This is a genomic window from Duganella sp. 1224, from assembly GCF_013408245.1.
Classification (GTDB): Bacteria; Pseudomonadota; Gammaproteobacteria; order Burkholderiales; family Burkholderiaceae_D; genus Rugamonas.
Map to the genome: position 1 here is coordinate 371,917 of NZ_JACBYS010000002.1, position 16,063 is coordinate 387,979.

Here is a 16,063-nt window from a genome sequence, read left to right on the forward strand (position 1 = left end):
TGGGTAGATGACAAATTGGCTGCGACGGTTTTACCTGTTCCGGCAAAATCGCGTCGCACAACTGCTTGTCTCGCGAACAATATTACATCAGCCCTCGGCCGTGTCGCGTACCACCAGCGTCAGCACGCCCGCCACCACCATGCACAAGCCGCCCAGCATCAGCGTCTTGACGGTGTGGCCGGCAAACCAGTGCCTGGTGACGAAGCCGAGCAGCAGGCCGCTGACAATCTGCGGGATGACGATGAAGAAGTTGAACACGCCCATGTAGTAGCCCATGCGGTTGGCCGGCAGCGCGCCGGCCAGGATCGCGTACGGCATGGTCAGGATCGAGGCCCAGGCGATGCCGACGCCGATCATCGGGTAGAACAGGCTATCGAGGTCGCGGATGGTGTAGATGCTGAACAGGCTCACGCCGCCGATCACCAGGCACACCAGGTGCACCACCTTGCGGCTGGTGTGGCGCGCAAACACCGGCAGGATGAAGGCAGCCAGCGCCGACACGCCGCTGTACACGGCAAACATCACGCCGACGTGGTTGCCGGCTTCCTGGAACGCGGCCGATTGGGCGTCGGTGGTGCCGAACACGTTTTCGGCGACGGCGTTGGTGGTGTAGATCCACATGGCGAACAGGCCGATCCAGGTGAAGAACTGTACCGCCGCCAGTTGCACCATGGTGGCCGGCATTTTGCCGAAGCCGCCGAAGATTTCCTTCAGCGCGTGGCCCAGGCCCTTGCCGTTCTGCTGGGCGGCGCGGAACGCGGCCAGGTCGTCCGGCGGCGTTTCCTTGGCGGTCAGCACGGTCCACAGCACGGCGCAGAAGTAGACCGCGCCGCCGGCGTAGAACGAGTAGCGCACGGTGTCGGGGATGGTGCCGCCGGCGGCGTCGTTGCTGACGCCGAGGTGGGTGAAGATGGTCGGCAGCAGCGAGGCGATCACCGCGCCCCATCCGATGAAGAAGGTCTGCATCGCGAAGCCGGCGGTCTGCTGGCGCGGGCCGAGCTTGTCGCCGACGAAGGCGCGGAATGGTTCCATCGAGACGTTGATGGCGCCGTCCAGCAGCCACAGGACGATGACGGCCATCCACAGCGAGGCGGCATTCGGCATCAGGAACAGCGCGATCGACGCCAGCAGCGCGCCGATGAAGAAGAACGGCCGGCGGCGGCCCCACACCGGGTGCCAGGTGTTATCGCTCAGGTAGCCGATGATGGGCTGCACCAGCAGGCCGGTGACCGGCGCGGCCAGCCAGAACAGGGACAGGTCGTCGGGGTTGGCGCCCAGCGTCGAGAAAATGCGGCTGACGTTGGCGTTTTGCAGGGCGAAGCCGAATTGAATGCCGAAGAAGCCGAGGCTCATGTTCCACAGCTGCCAGAACGACAGTATGGGCTTGTTGCTGGAAGAATGCATGCTGCGCGTCCCGATATTAAAATTTGTAGCAAAATAACACGCTGGGCGGGGCGTGTCAATCACAAGAAATCTTCAATAAAATGAAGGGAATAGGGCTGTTCAGGGGGTGGAATATGGTGTCAAATGTAGCCAAACAACAGCCGAACCCCGCAGGGCCACAGAGGGGTCTGACCCCGTACGGGGTCAGACCCCGCGTCGACGCACCGGTTTGCGGGGTAAGCGCACGATAACAGACAACTCCACCGACAACTAAGCTGATGAACACCACCCCGCTGACCCTCCTCGCCGCCGCGCTGCTGACCACCCTCCCCGCCCACGCTCAAAACGCCGAGCGCAAGTTCGATGGCCTCACCCAGCGTGACGGCTTGCTCGAAGTCCGCACCAGCGACGGCGCTTATCTGTTCAAGCCCTACGCCGCCGGCATCATCGAAACCACCTTTGTGCCGAAAGGCGAAAGCGCCGATCCGGCCTCGCACGCGGTGGTGCTGGCGCCGGCCGCCGTCAAGACCACGCTGAAGCAGAAAGCCGGCACCATCGAATACGCGACACCGGGCCTGACCGTCATCATCACCAAGGCGCCGTTCAAAATCGCCTACGCCTACAAGGGCAAGCCGCTGGTGGCCGAGAAACGCGGCTACCTCCACATCAAGGACGACCCGGCCAAGGGCAGCAAGGATATCAACCAGGGCGAGGCCCGCGCGCTCGAAGCCATCGAGTTCGCGCTGGATAAGAACGAGGCCCTGTACGGCGCCGGCTCGCGCGCGGTGGGCATGGACCGCCGTGGCCACCGCTTCACGTTGTATAACAAGGCGCACTACGGCTACGGCGACCATTCGGAGCTGATGGGCTACACCATGCCGGTGGCGCTGTCGTCGAAGATGTACGCCATCCACTTCGACAATCCGCAAACCGGTTACCTCGATTTCGACAGCCGCAAGAACAACACGCTGACCTACGAAACCATCGGCGGCCGCAAGACCTACCAGGTGGTGGCCGGCGATACGTGGGAGGACGTGGTGGCCAACTACACCAGCCTGACCGGCCGCCAGCCCTTGCCGCCGCGCTGGGCCTTCGGCAATTTCGCCATGCGCTTCGGCTATCGCAACGAGCGGCAGGCGCGCGACACGGTCGACAAGTTCATCGCCGACGACATCCCGCTGGACGCCATCGTGTTCGACCTTTTCTGGTTCGGCAAGGAGGTCAAGGGCACCATGGGCAATCTGGCCTGGGACAAGGACAACTATCCCGACCCGCAGGGCATGATCGCCGACTTCCAGAAAAAAGGCGTGCAGACGGTGCTGATCTCGGAGCCGTTCGTGGTCGATACCTCCAACCGCTGGCGGGAGGCGGTCGACAAGCAGGTGCTGGCCACCGGCGCCGATGGCAAGCCGCTGGCGTATGACTTCTTCTTCGGCCACACCGGCTTGATCGACATCTTCAGCCAGCGCGGCAAGGACTGGCTGTGGGACATCTACAAGGGCCTGCACCAGCAGGGCGTGAAAGGCGTGTGGGGCGACCTGGGCGAGCCGGAAGTGCATCCCGCCGAAGCGCGCCACGCCACCGGCACGGCCGAGCAGGTGCACAACATCTACGGCCACCAGTGGGCCAGGCTGGTGGCGGAAGGCTACCAGCGCGACTTCCCGAACGAGCGGCCGTTCATCCTGATGCGCGCCGGTTACTCCGGCACCCAGCGCTACGGCATCATGCCGTGGTCGGGCGACGTCAATCGCGGCTGGGACGGACTGCAGTCGCAGCCGGAGATCGCGCTGCAGATGGGCATGCAGGGCGTGGCGTATATGCACTCGGACCTGGGCGGCTTCGCCAATCCGGTGCTGGACAACGAGCTGTATCAGCGCTGGCTGCAATACGGCGTGTTCCAGCCGGTGTTCCGCCCGCACGCGCAGGAGGAGGTGCCGTCGGAGCCGGTCTACCGCGAGGAACGCACCAAGGCGCTGGCGCGCGAGACAATCCGCCTGCGCTATCGCCTGCTGCCGTATAACTACACGCTGGCCTTCGACAACAACCAGCAAGGCCTGCCGCTGATGCGTCCCATGTTGTACGAAGAGCCGGGCAACGCCAGGGTGCGGGCGATGTCGTCAACCTACTTGTGGGGCAAGGACTTGCTGGTCACGCCGGTGCTGAAGCCGGGCGCGGTCACGGCCGACGTCTACTTCCCGGCGCGCAGCGCGTGGTTCGACTTCTACACCGGCGAAAGGCAGGCCGGCGGCGCCACGCGCGCCGTCGCGCTGACGCCGGACCATGTGCCGGTCTACGTGCGCGCCGGCGCTTTCATCCCGATGGCCAAGGTGGTGCAGACCACGCGCGATTACAGCACCCGGCAACTGGAGCTGCACTACTGGCACGACGATACGGTGCGCGCCGCCAGCGGCAAGCTGTATGACGACGACGGCCTGACCGCGCAGGCCTACGAACAGGGCAAGTATGAACTGGTGCGCTTCAGCGGCAAGCTGCAGGGCAAGGTGCTGTCGCTGCGGGTCGAATCGGAAGTCGGCCAGCAGTACCAGCGCCCGGAGCGGGCGATTGCGCTGACCGTGCATAACGTGGCCACGGCGCCGTCGTCGGTGCGGGTGGACGGACGCGTCGCGGTGTTTGCGTGGGATGAAGCGGCCAGGCTGTTGACCGTTGAACTGCCGGCCAGCGCCCAGGCCAGCCGCGGTGTCGACATCGCGCTGTAGTCGCGCCGTCAGCGCAGGCGCGCGATGGCGGCGCGCGCCGCCGCGTTGATGGTCTCCAGGCTGTAAGGCTTGCGGATGAATTCCAGCGCCAGTCCATCCAGCCGCGCCGGGTCGCCGAGGAAGCCGCTGGCCAGCACGATCGGCAGCGCGGGATGGTCGCGCCGCAGCTGGCGCGCCATTTCCACGCCGTCCATCGACCCGGGCATTTTCACGTCCGAGAAAACGAAATCGATCTGCGCGAAGTCCGATGTCAGCGCCGTGTCGGCATCGTGCGCGCAGCACACGCGGCAACCCATGTTGGCAAACATCTCGACCGCCAGTTCGGCCACGAACGGGTCGTCTTCCACGCACAGCACACGCTTGCCGGCGAGGATCTGGCCGTCGCCGCCCGCTTCCGCGCCGGCGTCGGCGCGCGCCGGCGCGGCGGCCGCCGAGGCCTCCTGCCCGCGCGGCAGCACGATGTGCACCGTGGTGCCATGGTCCGAGGTGCGCAGGTAGGCCAGGCCGTTGCTCTGCTGCGCGTAGCCGTACACCTGCGACAGTCCCAGCCCGGTGCCCTTGCCCAGCGGCTTGGTGGTGAAGAACGGCTCGAACGCCTGCGCCGCCACGGCCGGCGTCATGCCCTCGCCCTCGTCGGCCAGCGCCAGCTGCACGAACTCGCCGCGCAGGCTTTGCAGCTCCGGCAGCGCCGCATCGGGCAGCCGCAGATTGGTCACCGACAGCACCACCTTGCCGCCGTCCGGCATGGCGTCGCGCGCGTTGACCACCAAATTCAGCAGCGCGATCTCCAGCTGCGCCAGGTCGGTGCGCACCGGCCAGGCGTCGTCCGGGATGCGCAGCGACAGTTCGATGTTCTTGCTCAGCGAATGCTGCAGCAACTGGGCGATGTCCGGCAGGTGCTGCTGCAGCCGCACGTCGGCGATCTGCATCGGCTGGCGGCGCGCGAACGACAGCAGTTGCTGCGTCAATTGCGCGCCCTGGGCGGTGGCGCGGGCGATGCTGTCCACGCTTTTCAGCAGCGCCGGCTGTTCCTTCAGCTGGAAGCGCATCAGCGCCGAGGCCGAGGCGATCACCTGCAGCAGGTTGTTGAAGTCGTGCGCGACGCCGCCGGTCAGCCGCCCCAGCGACTCCAGCCGGCGCGCTTCCGACAGCGACAGCTCGATCTGGCGCCGCTCGCGCACCTCGCGCGACAGCGCGGCGGTGCGCTCGTCGACGCGCCGTTCCAGTTCGGCCGCGTGGGCGTTCAGTTCTTCCAGCTGGTCGCGCACCTGCCACTGCAGGCCGCGCGTGCGCTGCGCCGACAAGATGGCCAGCATCAGCACCTCGTGGCGCAGGGGTCGGGTCAGCAGCGTGACGTTGCCCAGCCTTTCCAGCACCGAGGTCGGCCCGCCGGGAATCAGCGCGTCGGCGTCGGCGATCGCCAAAATCGGGATGCTCGACCAGAACGGCTGCTTGGCCAGTTGCGCCGCCAACTGCTGCGCCGAGCAGCGCGTCAGCCCCTCCTCGGAGGCGATCGCCATCAGCGCGGTCTGGTCCAGCGCGGCGCAGAACGCGTCCGGGCTGTCGCAGCGCACCGAGTCGATATGAAAGGCCGCCAGGATGCTGCTCAAGACCTGGGCATCGCGCCCCAACGGTGCGTAGATGACCGCATGCATAATCAGGCGTCCGTGACGGTGTCGCCGACCGTGAAGCCGTCCTCGGTCAGGATGAATTCACGCACGTCGTGGCTATGGGCGCTGTGGCGCTTTTTCAGCACGCAGATGTTTTTGCGGATGCGGCCATGCGCCACATCGCTGCTGAGGGAAATCACGTTGTCGGTGATGATCGACAGCGCGTCCGGCTCGCGCGAGGTGTCCAGCGTGTGCGAGTGGGCGCCCACCACCACCGCGATCACGCCCATGTTGGCCAGGTAGGAGAACAGCTCGTTCATCTGCAGCAGCAGCGTGCGCTCCTCCTTGATCAGGTCGAGGTAGGAGTTGATGCTGTCGATGACGACGACCCGCACGTTGTCATCCTCGACGCGGCGCCGCACCTGCCAGATAAAGGCGCCGGCCGAGATGCGCGATGGGTTGATGCGCGAGATCAGCAGGTCCTGCGGCTGCGCGCCGCCCTCGCCCTCGCCCTCGCCCTCGCCCTCGCCCTCGCCGACGCCGAAGCGCTCGATCATGCGCGACTTCAGCGTGATCTCCGCCTCGTCCAGCACGAAGTAGGCGGCCTTGCCGCCGGCGCGCACGGCGGCCAGTGCGTATTGCAGCGCCAGCGTGGTCTTGCCGGCGCCCGAGGTGCCGATGATCATGGTCGAGGTGCCGCTCAGCAGGCCGCCGCCCATCATCTGGTCCAGTCCCTCGACGCCGCTGTCGAGCGTGGAGCGTTCGTAATCGCGGTGGTGCTCCTCGGCGATCAGGCTGGGGAACACCAGGATCTCGCTGCGCTGGATGGCGAAGTCGTGCCAGCCGCTCTGGTAGTCGGCGCCGCGCAGCTTGACCACCTTCATCACCCGCCGCACCGAGCCATACGAGCGCTCGCGCTGCTCCAGCGTGATGGCGCCGTGCACCGCGCTTTGCAGCTCGAATTCGTGCTCCACCGAGGTCAGGTCGTCCAGCAGCAGCACGGTGGCGCCGGCGCGCGTGAGCCGCTCGCGCAGCGAAATCACCTGGCGCCGGTAGTGCGAGCTGTTATGCGCCAGCAGGCGGATTTCGGCCATCGAATCGATCACCACCAGCTTGGCGCCGGTGCGTTCCACCTCGCCGGCGATGGTGCCGATCAGGCGTGACAGCTCGGCGTCGCTGGGCAGCATGATGGTTTGTTCGCCGTACTCCTGGGGGCTGAACAGCTCGGGGTTAAACAACAGCACGCCGTCCAGCGACCAGCCATGGCTGGCGGCCGTCGCGTGCAGTTCCTCCGCCGATTCCGACAGCGAGATGTACAGGCGCACCAGATCCTGGTCCGTCTCCGAAATCAGGAAGCGCATGCCGATCGTGGTTTTGCCGGTGCCCGGCCGCCCCTCCAGCAAGTGGATGCGGCTTTTAATCAGACCGCCGCGCAGCACGGCGTCAAATTCGGGAATCCCGGTGGGAACGCGCTCAGGTGACATGGTTTGATCCTGCTCGATGATTGATGTGATAACTCATCATCCCATGGGCAGCGGCTTTCCTATGCGACACAACGCACAAGAGCGCGCGCGTGCCGCGCCGACCTGCGCGCGACTGTGAGGCCGCTAACAAAAGCGGCGCCTCCGCCGCGCTAGCCGATGCGGTCCAGGATCATCTGCTCGGCGCGGTCGGTCAGCACCAGCACCAGCTTCAGGCGCGCGCGCGTCATGCCGACGAACAGCTTGCGCAGCACCAGCTGGTCCATCTGCTCGAAATCGATCTCGGTGAAGATGATGGCCGGCGCCGACTGGCCCTTGAAGCGGTACACCGATTCGGCCAGCAGCCCGCCGTCGCGGTACTGCGGATTGCCGAACAGGTCGTACTCGCCGGTGAAGGACTTCAGCGTGTGCACGTCGCTCAGCTGGTCCAGGTGCAGGATCACCGACTTCTCGCGGCCGCGGAACGAGGCGATGGCGATGTCCTCGCGCGTGAAGCCGGCGCCCAGGCACAGGGTGACGGCGCGCCGCGTCTGCGCCAGCATGGCCTCGGTGTCGCCCTGCGGGTACACCAGCTCCTCGATGTCCGCGCCCTTGAACGGGCTGCCCGCCTCCACCGGCGTCTGCGTGGCGCCGATGGTGGCCAGCAGGTCGACGATCTGGCGCGGGCTGCGGTAGTTGGTGTCCGAATGCAGTGTCACCCAGCCGGGCAGCGGCACGCCTTCCTTGCCGTACAGGTTCTGGTTCGGGTCTTCCAGCCAGATGGCGCGGCCGTCTTCCCTCAGCATGCGCAGCAGGATGTCGCGCCAGGCCGGCGAGAAGTCCTGGCCCTCGTCGACGATCAGCACATCGTATTGCCAGCTGGCCGGCAGCGGCGACTCCGTCATCTGCTGCTCGATCCGGTCCCATACATCCGGCGCCGCGTAGTTGGGCGTGTCGCCGCGCTCGCGGGCGAAGGCGTCGCTCAGCATGTGGAAGCTGGTGACGCGGCCGCCGTCCGGCACCAGCGTCTGGATATGGTCGGCCAGCGGGCGGTTGTAGCACACGTACAGCGGGCACAGGCCGGCCTCGATGGCGGCCGTGTATTCGGACAGCGCCAGCTGCGTCTTGCCGCTGCCGGCCGTGCCCACCACGCGCAGGCGGAACGGCGCGAACTCCAGCCGGTGCGCCCACGTGGCCAGGCCGCCGGACAGGCGCGCCACCATGCGCGCGGCGTTGCCGATCATGGCGCTGGGGTCGGGACGGAGGCTGAGCATATTGCCGAGGAAGCGCGACACCTTGTCGAACTGCGCGTCCGGCCGCGGGTCGTCCACCGGCAAGATGTCGCGCACCATCTGCGCCAGCCGGTGCTTGTTGGTGGAGTCGATGATGTGGCGCGGGTCCAGCCCCGCCAGGTGCGGCTCGCGCACGATGTAGTCGGGGCAGTACAGCACGTAGTCGATCGACAGCTCGCCGCCAAAGCGCTCGCTCAGCACGCGGATCGAGCGCATGATGTGCTGCGCCACGCGGCGCGGCTTGCCGGCGTACTGCTTGACCAGGCCATCCGGCGTCTCGTTGAGGAAGCCGGCGATCTGCTCGATCAGCAGCACGCGGCCGTTGGGCGCCACGATCACGAAGTCCACCTCGTCGAACACCGAGTAGCCCTTCTCCACGTTGGTCCAGTGGACGCCGTGGTAGATATGGTAGGGCGATTCCGCCAGCGTGGCGTTCAGGTAAGCCAGCGTTTCAATCTCGCGCGCCGCCGCGCCGGTTGCCGACATCTCTTGCCAGCCGGTGGGATGAAGATGAGCCATGAAGTGGAAGCCGTGATGGGAAAAATGCATTGTAAGGCATCAGCTAATCGGCGCCCGCCCGCCTCGGGCCCGTCATGCCTCCTTTGAATAAGCGGCCGGCGACCGTGTATGATGACCGGCGGTCGCCGCCATGAGCGCGACCGCCACCACACCACACCTCGGGAGATGTCTGTGACACCAAAAATTATCAGCACGCTGCTGGCCTCCGCGCTCGCAGCCGCCAGCGTGACCGCGCTGGCCGCACCCGCCGCCAAGCCGAGCGTCGCCGAAGCCGAGCGCTTCCTGGCTGACACCGAAGCCAAACTGAACAAGCTGAACAACGAGCAGTCGCGCGCGGCCTGGGTCGGTTCCAACTTCATCACCGACGACACCGAGGCCATCGCCTCCTGGTTCGCCGAGCGCTACCTGACCGCCTCGGGCGAAGCCGCCATCGGCGCGCGCCGCTTCAACGGCGTCAAGCTGTCGCCCGAATCCGCGCGCAAGATGATGCTGCTGCAGCAAACGCTGGTCTTCGCCGATCCGAAGGAACGCGAACAATACGCCCAGCTGCAGGCCGTCATGAACGGCGCCTACGGCAAAGCCAAATACTGCCCGACCAAGGACAACTGCCTGGCGCTGGGCGAGATGGAAAAAGTCCTGGCCACCAGCCGCGACGAGGCCAAACTGAAAGAGATGTGGCTCGGCTGGCACGCCCAGTCGCCCTCGTACAAGCAGAAATACGTCGACTACGTCGCCCTGTCCAACAAGGGTGCCAGGCAAATGGGCTTCGCCGACACCGGTGTGATGTGGCGCTCGCAGTACGACATGCCGCCTGAGGCCTTTGCCGCCGAGATGGAACGCCTGTGGCAGCAGGTCAAGCCGCTGTACGACTCGCTGCTGACCTACACCCGCTACAAGCTGCGCGCCACCTATGGCCCGGACGTGGTGCCGCTGGACGGCCCGATCCCGGCCCACCTGTTCGGCAATATGTGGGGCCAGACCTGGACCAATCTGTACCCGATCCTGAAACCGGCGACGGGCGCCAGCAGCTACGACCTGACCAAGGTGCTGGAAGAGCGCAAGACCAGCGCCAAGCAGATGACGCAATATGCCGAGGGCTTCTACACCTCGCTCGGCATGCAGAAACTGCCGGCCACCTTCTGGGAACGCTCGCTGCTGACCAAGCCGCGCGACCGTGAAGTCGTGTGCCACGCGTCGGCCTGGCCGATCAACGAAAAGGACGACGTGCGCATCAAGATGTGCATCACGCCGACCGCCGAAGACTTCACGGTGATCCACCATGAACTGGGCCACGTCTACTACTTCCTGGCCTACAACCAGCAGCCCTTCCTGTTCCGCAACGGCGCCAACGACGGCTTCCACGAAGCCATCGGCGACACCGTGGCGCTGTCGATCACGCCGGGCTACCTGAAGAAGATCGGCCTGATGGACCAGGAACCGGACGTCACCGCCGACATCCCGCAGCTGCTGGAGCGCGCGCTGAGCAAGGTGGCGATCCTGCCGTTCGCGTATTCTGTGGACAAATGGCGTTGGGACGTCTATGCCGGCAAGACCAAGCCGGCCGACTACGACGCCAGCTGGTGGCAGCTGCGCGAGCAGTACATGGGCATGAAGCGTCCGGCGCCGGTCAACGGCATCGCCGGCTTTGACGCCGGCGCCAAGTACCACGTGGCCGCCGACGTGCCATACGCGCGCTACTTCCTGGCCGACATGCTGCAATTCCAGTTCCACCGCGCGCTGTGCCGCGAAGCCGGCTACACCGGCCCGCTGAACCGCTGCTCGGTGTACGGCAACGCCAAGGCCGGCGCCAAGCTGCAGCAGATGTTGGCCATGGGCGCCAGCAAGCCGTGGCCGGAAGCGCTGAAAGCCATCTCCGGCGAAGACAAAATCGACGGCAACGCGCTGCTCGAATACTTCGCGCCGCTGAAGACCTGGCTGGACCAGCAAAACGCCGCCCTCGCCGCGGCGGAAAAGAAATCGTAACGCCACCCCGCACGGCCCCCCTGGGGTCTGACCCCGTACGGGGTCAGACCCCGAAGCGCAAGCCTCGGGGTGCGCGGGTTTAAGCTAAGGCGTAATCCATCGCCTGCAGATCGGCGATCAGCCCCGGCCCCACCGGTTGCCAGCCCAGCCGCTCCCGCGTCAGCGCGCTGGACGCCGCCATGTCGACGCCCGCGAACATCCCCAGCCAGCCGAAATGCGCGCCCGCCTGCTCCGGGCTGATCGACTGGACCGGCACGCCCAGCCCCTTGCCCACCACCTCGGCGATGGCGCGCGCCGTGACGCCCTCCTCGCCCACCGCGTGATAACGCTCGCCGGCGCGCCCCTTCTCCAGCGCCAGCCGGTACAACAGCGCCACGTCGCCCAGATGACCGGCCGACCAGCGATTCTGGCCATCGCCGATATACGCCGACACGCCCTTCTCGCGGCTGTTCTGAATCAGGTACGTCACCAGCCCCTGCTTGCGCGTATCGTGCACCTGCGGCAGCCGCACCACGCGCAGGTCCACGCCCGCCTCCAGCGCCGCCATGCCGGCCAGCTCGGACGCGATGCGCGGATTGCGGTGTTCGCGGTTCAGCACCGTCTCCAGCGCCGGCTCGCCATGGGCGCGCTCGCCCATGCCAACGCCGGACGTGATGATCAGCGGCCGCGCCGAACCGCGTAGCGCCTCGCCCATCGCCGCGATCAGGCGCCCGTCGTGCGCGCAGCTCTCGACGAATTTGCCGAAGTCGTCATGGTTGAACGCCGTATGGATCACGGCGTCGGCCTGCGCCGCGCCGGCCACGATCCGCGCCACATCGTCCAACTCGGCGCGATACGGCTGCGCGCCCGCCGCCGACAGCGCCGCGGCGCCGGCGTCCGAGCGCGTCATGCCCACCACCTGGTGGCCGGCCGCCAGCAACTGGTCCACCACCCGGGCGCCGATAAAACCGGTCGCGCCTGTCACAAATACCTGCATCGCATCCTCCATCATCGTTTGAGTCAGCGTATTATGGACAGCGCAGCTTTCCTATTAAAGTAGTGACGTTATACAGGTATAAACACCAACAGCATGAACGACCTCAACCCCCTCGGCCAATTCCTGCGCGACCGCCGCACCCGGCTCGACCCGGCCGCCTTCGGCATCCCCGCCGGCCGCCGCCGCACGGCCGGTTTGCGCCGCGAGGAAGTCGCACAGCGCGCCAACATCAGCACCACCTGGTACACCTGGCTGGAACAAGGGCGCGGCGGCGCCGCCTCGGCCGAGGTGCTGGACCGCATTGCCGCCGGCCTGATGCTCACCGAGCCCGAGCGCGAGCACCTGTTCATGCTCGGCCTGGGGCGGCCGCCGGAAGCGCGCTACAAGGCGCCGGACGCCATCACGCCGCGCCTGCAGCGGGTGCTGGACGCCTTCCGCGGCAGCGCCGCCATGCTGCGCACGCCAACCTGGGACATCGTCGCCTGGAACCGCGCCGCCACCCTGCTGCTGACCGACTACGCCCAGCTGGCGCCGAAGGACCGCAACGTCGCCCGCCTGATGTTCAGCAACGCCCGCGTGCGCGCCTTGCAAAGCGACTGGGAACACGTGGCCCGCTTCGTGGTCGGCTCGCTGCGCGCCGACGCCATCCGCGCCGGCGCCGGCCACGAGGTGGCCGCGCTGGCCGACGAACTGTCGCGCCAGAGCCCCGAATTCGCCGCCATGTGGGCCGACAATGAAGTGATCAGCGTCTCCGACGGCCGCAAGGTGCTGCACCACCACGCGCTCGGCCCCATCGCGCTGGAATTCTCCACCTTCGCCGTCGACGGCCGGCCCGACCTGTCGATGATGGTCTACAACCCGGCCACGCCGGACAGCGCCGCCCGCATCGCCGCCTATCTGGCCCAATAAAAAAGGCGCCCCGAGGGGCGCCTTGGACTGGCAAGCGCGGACGCTTAGAACTTGTAGTTGACGCCAGCCAGCACGGTGCGGCCGTACTTCTGGTATTCCAGCTGCTGCGCGCGGTCACCGTTGTAGGTTTCGTAGGCAGCGTTGCGCAGGTTGTTCACCTGGACCAGCAGGCCCACGCCCTTCAGCGGACCGTTTTCGAAGGTGTAGCCCAGCTGCAGGTCGATGACGTTCTCGCCGACCACGTAACGCAGCGCGCGGTCGTTCGAGAAGTTGCCGATCTCGCCGACGAAGTCCGAACGCTTGCGCTGGCTGACGCGCGCCTCGAAACCAGCCTTCTCGTAGTAGGCGGTCAGGTTGGTGACGCGCTTCGACAGGCCTGGCAGCGGGATGTGCTGGCCGATGCTGCCGCTCGGATCCTCGATCGAGATCTTGCTGTCGGTGTAGGTGGTGCTGGCGGTCACGCCAAAGCCATCCAGCGCCTTGGTCAGCATGTTCAGCGGCAGCGAGGCCGACAGCTCAACACCCTTCAGGTTGCCACCGTTGCCGTTATACGGCGCGGTGTAGTTACCGATGGTGGTGTGTAGCGGGAAGCCGGCCGCGTCGCCCACCGAGCCTGGCGGCACGTAGGCGCTGAAGTCATACGACTTGGTCTGGGTGAAGATGTAGGTGTCCAGCTTCTTGTAGAACGCCGCGGCCGCGAAGTAGGCCTTCTTGTCGAAGTACTTCTCGTACGAGATGTCGAAGGCCTTGGCGCGCCATGGGTCCAGGCGGGCATTGCCGCCGCTGCCGCCCGGCTCGCGCTTGGTGGTGTCGATGCCGAAGTCCAGCGCCGAACGCATCTGGTCCACGCGCGGACGCGCCAGTTGCTTGGCCAGCGCCACGCGCACGGTCTGCTGGTTGTCGAAGCCGAACGCCAGGTTCATGCTCGGCAGCACGTCGGTGTACTTCTTGCCGTCGTCCACCGGCTTGATGGTGCCGGTGGTGTTGTCGTACCAGCGCGAGGCCGACGACTGGTCGGTGCGCTGCACCTGGACGCCGACGTTGCCGCGCAGGCTGACGTCGCTGCCCAGCTCGGCCTCGATGTTGGCCTTGGCAAAGGCGGTAGTGATTTTCTCGCTGACTTCCCAGGTCTTGGCGATCAGGTAACCCTGGGTGTCGGTTGGCGCGAACACCATGTACTTGTCGACCACGGCCGGCACGTTCCAGGTCGGGATGAAGCCGGCGCCGGCGAAGCCCAGGTTGGCCGACTGGTAGAACAGGTCCGGCGAGATGGTGGTCGGCGCGCCCTTCAGGTTGATATTGCCTTCAGGCTGGTGCTTGTTCTTGGTACGGTCGCTGTAGTTGGCGCCGATGTCGAAGCTGGAGAACGCCTTTTCCAGCATGCCCCACGACTGGATGTTGGCGGTAACCTTGAAGCCCTTCAGCTCGTCTTCCACGCTCGGCGTCTTGCCGTAGCCGGAACCGTAGATGGTGTTGGTCACGTACAGGGCATTGCGGTTGTTGTAGTCCAGGCCCGGGGTCAGCTGCGAGAAGCCGCCGTTGCCGTAGCCGAGCTTGACGTAATCCAGGAAGGGCGCGCCGGCGGCGTTGCTCATCTGCAGATTGTTTTCCAGGCTCAGCTCGGCGCGCTTGGCTTTCGAGTAGTTCAGGTCGGTGAACAGCGACCAGCCGTCCATCTTGAATTCGTTGCTCCAGCCGGCCGCGCGGATATCGTCCTTGCGCTTGTTGTACATGCCGCGCACCAGTGGGTAGACGTTGTTGTCGGTGCCGCTGGCAATGGTGCCGTTGTTGATCACCACCGGGTTGTAGATCGGGTCCGGCTTGTTGCCGCCGTTCCAGCCGCTCAGGCTGATTTCCAGTTGGTTGGCGGTTTCCTCGTTCTTGAACTGCGACGCGTACACGTCGACGATCGAGGTCCACTGCTTGTTCGGACGGTACTGCAGCACGCCCATCAGGCCGTCGCGCTGGTTGCGGCCGCTCTTGGCCACCGCCTTGATGCCGTCCGAGGCGAAGGTGCCGCTCGGCAGCCCGGCGCGGTCGTCGCGCTTCCATGGCTCATACAGGCCGGTTTCATTGTCCAGCACCGGGGTTTCCAGGTGGGCGTAGCCCAACGCCACGCCGATCGTGCGGTTGGCGAACTGATCGATGTAGCTGGCGCTGAAGCGGTTGCCGGTGTCCTTGGCGTTACCGATCTTGCCCAGCGAATTCTTTTCCCCGCGCGCGTTCAGCGCCACGGCGCGGCCGCCGAAGGCCAGCGGACGCACGGTCTGCAGGTCGATGGTGCCGGACAGGCCCTGGCCCACCAGGCCCGCGTCCGGGGTCTTGTAGACCGTCACGGCGCTGATCAGTTCAGATGGATACTGGTCGAATTCGACGCTGCGGTTGTCGCCGGTCGAGACTTGCTCGCGGCCGTTCAGCAGGGTGGTCGAGAAGTCCGGCGACAGGCCGCGCACGGAAATCACCTGGGCACGGCCGGCCACGCGCTGGGCGGCCAGGCCTGGCAGGCGCGAGATCGATTCGGCAATCGACACGTCCGGCAGCTTGCCGATGTCCTCGGCCGAAATGGCTTCCACGATGGAGCTGGCGTCACGCTTGACCGAGATCGCGTCCTCGATGCCGCGGCGGATACCGGCCACGGTCACCGATGCGATATTGTCGCCGCTGTTGGCGGCTGGCTTGTCGGCGCTGGTCTGTGCAAACGCTGGTGCGGCGGCGGCCGCCATCAGCAGGGCGCAGCCGGCAGCCACTGGCTTCAACGGGAACGCAGTGTGGCTGCGCTTGCGTGCGAAGATATTCATTAATGTCCCCTCTCAACTGACACAAATTTAAGTCCCGCATTCAGCAAACGCCACGGGATCCAAGGATTAACAACGTTCTAAAGACGTTCTAGGCGGAATTCTGTACTAAAACTAGATTTGGTGTCAATGAAACTTCCCTGTCACTACGGATTGACAGGCCTTATCTACAAGGCCTCTCCTATGAAAACATGGTTGTCGTTGTATTTCGGCTACAACACCCCACGGCTGGTGGTGTAGTAGAACTACAGTTTGACTGCCCAAAGCTATCATTTTTGTAGCGTTTCGTCATGCCATGTGACGCGCCAGGGGGAGACTTTCCCAATTGAAATCAAATTTGTCGAAAACTGACGATGCAGCTGTATTCCGACTAAATTTTGCTCGGCCGCTGCGTTTGATACCTTCGCACTTTCAGAGTA

General features: G+C 65.7%; 9 protein-coding genes. 3 read left to right on the forward strand and 6 right to left on the reverse strand.

All coding sequences use genetic code 11. The annotated features are described in order from the left end of the window. Positions 1–87 precede the first annotated feature (87 nt). A complete protein-coding gene (locus FHW58_RS13725; RefSeq protein WP_179673700.1) occupies positions 88–1,404 on the reverse strand; it encodes an MFS transporter in 1,317 nt (438 codons plus the stop codon). A 257-nt stretch (positions 1,405–1,661) separates the two neighbouring features. On the opposite strand from FHW58_RS13725, the gene FHW58_RS13730 reads away from it, so the two are divergent. Further along, positions 1,662–4,100 carry a TIM-barrel domain-containing protein gene (locus FHW58_RS13730; RefSeq protein WP_179673701.1) on the forward strand — a complete coding sequence of 813 codons (2,439 nt, stop codon included), beginning with the start codon at positions 1,662–1,664 and terminating at the stop codon, positions 4,098–4,100. Between the two features lie 8 nt (positions 4,101–4,108). Here the strand turns inward: FHW58_RS13730 and FHW58_RS13735 are convergent, their stop codons facing one another. The 3 genes from FHW58_RS13735 to FHW58_RS13745 form a co-directional block, all read right to left on the reverse strand. Further along, the gene (locus FHW58_RS13735; RefSeq protein ID WP_179673702.1) at positions 4,109–5,755 is read right to left on the reverse strand and encodes a response regulator; all 1,647 of its coding nucleotides are present in this window, start codon (positions 5,753–5,755) and stop codon (positions 4,109–4,111) included. 2 nt (positions 5,756–5,757) lie between these two features. After that, the gene (locus FHW58_RS13740) at positions 5,758–7,194 is read right to left on the reverse strand and encodes an ATPase domain-containing protein (RefSeq protein WP_179673703.1); all 1,437 of its coding nucleotides are present in this window, start codon (positions 7,192–7,194) and stop codon (positions 5,758–5,760) included. A 149-nt stretch (positions 7,195–7,343) separates the two neighbouring features. Beyond that, positions 7,344–8,981, reverse strand: coding sequence for an ATP-dependent helicase (locus FHW58_RS13745; protein ID WP_179673704.1), 1,638 nt, complete (start codon positions 8,979–8,981; stop codon positions 7,344–7,346). Positions 8,982–9,146: 165 nt separating this feature from the next. Between FHW58_RS13745 and FHW58_RS13750 the strand changes: the two genes are divergently transcribed. Continuing rightward, positions 9,147–10,964: a M2 family metallopeptidase gene (locus FHW58_RS13750; RefSeq protein ID WP_179674219.1), complete on the forward strand. Its 1,818-nt coding sequence runs from the start codon at positions 9,147–9,149 to the stop codon at positions 10,962–10,964. A gap of 79 nt (positions 10,965–11,043) precedes the next feature. Here FHW58_RS13750 and FHW58_RS13755 read toward each other — a convergent pair whose 3' ends face one another. Continuing rightward, positions 11,044–11,940 (reverse strand): SDR family oxidoreductase, encoded by an 897-nt coding sequence (locus tag FHW58_RS13755; protein WP_179673705.1) that lies wholly within the window; start codon positions 11,938–11,940, stop codon positions 11,044–11,046. Positions 11,941–12,033: 93 nt separating this feature from the next. Here FHW58_RS13755 and FHW58_RS13760 point away from each other — a divergent pair, with 93 nt between their 5' ends. Beyond that, positions 12,034–12,849 (forward strand): helix-turn-helix transcriptional regulator, encoded by an 816-nt coding sequence (locus tag FHW58_RS13760; RefSeq protein ID WP_179673706.1) that lies wholly within the window; start codon positions 12,034–12,036, stop codon positions 12,847–12,849. 44 nt (positions 12,850–12,893) lie between these two features. Here FHW58_RS13760 and FHW58_RS13765 read toward each other — a convergent pair whose 3' ends face one another. Then, positions 12,894–15,647 (reverse strand): TonB-dependent receptor, encoded by a 2,754-nt coding sequence (locus FHW58_RS13765; protein ID WP_179673707.1) that lies wholly within the window; start codon positions 15,645–15,647, stop codon positions 12,894–12,896. Positions 15,648–16,063: the final 416 nt, after the last annotated feature.

What these genes read in the sequence shown, in the direction of transcription:
- FHW58_RS13725 (WP_179673700.1), bottom strand. Translation starts at nt 1,404, where the DNA reads ATGCATTCTTCCAGCAACAAGCCCATACTGTCGTTCTGGCAGCTGTGG.
- FHW58_RS13730 (WP_179673701.1), top strand. Translation starts at nt 1,662, where the DNA reads ATGAACACCACCCCGCTGACCCTCCTCGCCGCCGCGCTGCTGACCACC.
- FHW58_RS13735 (WP_179673702.1), bottom strand. Translation starts at nt 5,755, where the DNA reads ATGCATGCGGTCATCTACGCACCGTTGGGGCGCGATGCCCAGGTCTTG.
- FHW58_RS13740 (WP_179673703.1), bottom strand. Translation starts at nt 7,194, where the DNA reads ATGTCACCTGAGCGCGTTCCCACCGGGATTCCCGAATTTGACGCCGTG.
- FHW58_RS13745 (WP_179673704.1), bottom strand. Translation starts at nt 8,981, where the DNA reads ATGGCTCATCTTCATCCCACCGGCTGGCAAGAGATGTCGGCAACCGGC.
- FHW58_RS13750 (WP_179674219.1), top strand. Translation starts at nt 9,147, where the DNA reads ATGTCTGTGACACCAAAAATTATCAGCACGCTGCTGGCCTCCGCGCTC.
- FHW58_RS13755 (WP_179673705.1), bottom strand. Translation starts at nt 11,940, where the DNA reads ATGCAGGTATTTGTGACAGGCGCGACCGGTTTTATCGGCGCCCGGGTG.
- FHW58_RS13760 (WP_179673706.1), top strand. Translation starts at nt 12,034, where the DNA reads ATGAACGACCTCAACCCCCTCGGCCAATTCCTGCGCGACCGCCGCACC.
- FHW58_RS13765 (WP_179673707.1), bottom strand. Translation starts at nt 15,647, where the DNA reads ATGAATATCTTCGCACGCAAGCGCAGCCACACTGCGTTCCCGTTGAAG.